Here is a 3076-nt window from a genome sequence, read left to right as displayed (position 1 = left end):
CCACCCACGCCGGCCGGATCACCTCACTTGAGGTACATGATGGAGAAGCTCGGCATGCCCTTGACCGGGTCGTTGACGACCCCGCCGACCTGCGAGCCCTTGATGAAGGCGTTCGCGTCGTAGCCGGCGTTGATCTCGACCATGTAGGTCTCCTGCATCCACTTGTCGAACTCGCCCCAGGCAGCGGGCACCTCGTCGGCGTCCATCTTCAGGATCTCCGCCTGCTTCGCGTCGGCGTCAGCCTCCTTGAAGTTGGTCGGGTTCGGCATACCCGGCTTGTTGGCGTTGGAGCCGATCCACTGCGCCGGGAACCACGAGCCACCCGAGGGCCAGTCGGAGCACCAACCGCCGTAGCGGAGGTTGACCGGGGCGTCGAGGTTGCTCTCGTCGTCGCGGTAGGTCTCGTCGGTCGAGGCCACCGGGGTCGCCTTGAAGCCGGCCGCCTCGAAGCCCTTGACCATCTGATCCTTCTTGGCCACCGAGTTCTCGTCGTCACGCTGGTAGTGCCACTTCAGCTCGAACCCGACCGCACCGGCCTCCTCCAGGAGCGCCTTGGCCTTCTCCGGGTCGGTGGTCTGGCCGTCCTGACCCTTCGGGTACTGGTACTCGACACGACCCGCCGTGCCCGGGGGCAGGAGCGAGGTGCCGGGCTGGATGGTGACGCCGACGATCTCACCGGAGGCCTTCCAGGCAGCCTGGTAGGGGTAGGCCCAGCTGATGGCCTCGCGGATCTTCTTGTCCTTGATCTTGGTCTGGTCCGGGCGGTACATGTAGGTGCACGGCGAGGTGCCCTCGATGAGGTTGTCCGGCGCGCTCTCCTTGATCGACTTGTAGGTCGGCGGCGTGACGTCGTCGTACGTCATCATCGTCTGTGCCGCGCCCTTGTCGCCGAGGATCTGGTTCTCGAGCTTCGCGGTGTCCTGAGCGAACCGGAAGTCGAAGGCGTCGGCGGCCTGGATACGGCCGGGGTCGGAGTCGGCGTCCCACTGGTCGTTCTTGACCAGCTTCAGCGAGACACCGGGCTTGTAGGACTCGAACTTGTAGGGGCCGGTCGCCATCGGGTGGCTCTCGTAGGCCAGCGGGTCCTTGTCCTTGGCCTTCGGGATCGGCGAGAAGACCGGGAACGAGGCGTAGTAGTCGAGCTCGGGGAACGGCTGGGCGAGGTGGATGATCACCTTGTTGCCGTCGGCCTCGACGCCGTCGTAGTCCTCACCGCCGTACCAGCCGGCGCCGGCGTCGTAGTCGGGGAGCTTCTTCAGCTCGGCATCGGTGTCCGCGAACGGACCCTTGTACTTGTCGCCGTCCTTGAAGAACGTCAGCTGGTACGTCGGACCGTCGGTCAGGGTGTCGACGGCGAAGGAGCGCTTGATGCCGTAGACGACGTCCTCGGCGGTGATGTCGGTGCCGTCCTCGTACTTGAGCCCGTCCTTGAGCTCGAAGGTCCAGGTCAGGCCGTCCTCGGAGACCTGGCCGAGGTCGGTGGCGAGGTCGGGGACGAGGATCGAGTCACCGGTCTCCTCGTCGTACACGTACTGCGTCAGCGACCGGGTCACCAGGCCGGACATGATCGCACCGGAGTCGGTGTAGTAGGTCCGGGTCGGGTCGAGGGTGTGGGGCGCGTTGTTGGAGAGCACCGTGATGGTGCCGCCCTTCTTGGCGTCCGACGGGATCTCCAGCGGCCCCTCGGCCGTGGCGTCCTTACCGGCGCCGGCACCACCGCCGGCCTTGAACTCGCCGGTCGAGTCCTCGCCACTCCCACTCCCGCCACCACACGCAGCGGTGAGCGTCAGCGCAGCGATCGCACTGGCGGCGATCACTGTTCTCTTCAATCGCATCGTAGGTCTCCACCTTCCATGGTTGATGCCTCTCTCCGACGACCTGCTCACCGGAAAGACTTGGGGTCGAAGGCGTCGCGAATGGCGTCTCCGAGCAGGTTGAGCGCGAAAACCAGGACCACGATCCCGACAATCGGCGCGTACAGGAACAGGGGGTATTCGTCGAACCAGTTCTGGGCCCGCAGGATCGTCTGACCCCACGACGGGCGACCGGTGACGCCGACGCCGAGGTAGGCCAGCGTCGCCTCCGCGGCGATCGTGGCCGGCAGGCTCAGCGAGAACGACACGACGATCGGAGCCACCAGGTTGGGCAGCAGCTCCCGGAACAGGATCCGGTGGGTCGGCATCCCGAGCACGCGCGCGGCCTCGATGAACTCGCGCTCGCGCAGCGAGACGACCTCACCGCGGATCAGCCGGGCCAGGCCCATCCACCCGAACACGGAGAGGATGACGATCAGCGCGATCAGGGAGGCGTTGTCGAGCATCGCCGGGTTCTCCTTCCAACGCTCCACGAGCATCGGCGAGACGGCGATCGCGACCAGCAGGAACGGCAGCGTCAGGAACAGGTCGGTCACGAACGTGACCACCCGGTCGCCCCAGCCGCGGCTGTAGCCCGAGATCAGGCCGAGCACCACACCCACGATGGTCGAGACGACCGTGGCGACCGAGGCGACCAGCAGGGACGTACGTGCGCCGTAGAACCACTCGGCGAGCAGGTCGTTGCCCGAGTTGGGCTCCAGCCCGAGCGGCGCCTCCCAGGTGAAGCCGTAGTTGGGCGGCCCGATCACGGGGTAGTTGAACGAGTCGGTGTCGGTGACCGGGTCGCCGGCACGCACCTCGACGCCGAACAGCTTGCACAGCAGCGGGGCGAAGATCGCGATCAGGACGAAGACCAGCACGATCCCGGCACAGACCATCGCGACGCGGTCCGAGAGCAGCCGGTCCATGGCGATTCGCATAGGCGAGCGCCCGGCGACCTCGCCGGTCCTCGGCTCCGGATCGATCTCCGGATCAGGCCCGCCCTGGATCAACACTTCGGACACAGTCATACGCTCGGATCTCCGTTCGAATGCCTTGGGGCTCGGCTCGCCCAAGACCGGATCACTTGGCGCAGTCCCGAACCAGCGCGCTGGCTCAAGTTATGCCAACTACAGGCGGTTCGGACCGCGCTACAGATAACGGTTCGATACCGACGTGACGTGTGACACATCCGTAACAAAGACGGTCCGCAGCCAATGGCC

The 3076-nt window shown here is 66.1% G+C and carries 2 protein-coding genes; both read right to left on the bottom strand.

Annotated features, from left to right (window positions below; genetic code table 11):
- Positions 1-23 precede the first annotated feature (23 nt).
- Positions 24-1835 (bottom strand): ABC transporter substrate-binding protein, encoded by a 1812-nt coding sequence (locus ACFVDI_RS28585; protein WP_378912261.1) that lies wholly within the window; start codon positions 1833-1835, stop codon positions 24-26.
- A gap of 47 nt (positions 1836-1882) precedes the next feature.
- On the bottom strand, positions 1883-2884 hold the full coding sequence (locus ACFVDI_RS28580; protein ID WP_378912260.1) for an ABC transporter permease: 1002 nt from the start codon (positions 2882-2884) through the stop codon (positions 1883-1885).
- Between the last annotated feature and the right edge of the window lie 192 nt (positions 2885-3076).

The organism is Nocardioides sp. NPDC057767 (genome assembly GCF_042798275.1).
Classification (GTDB): domain Bacteria; phylum Actinomycetota; class Actinomycetes; order Propionibacteriales; family Nocardioidaceae; genus Nocardioides.
Note: the sequence above shows the minus strand (reverse complement) of the source record. Positions and strands in the feature narration are given on the sequence as shown.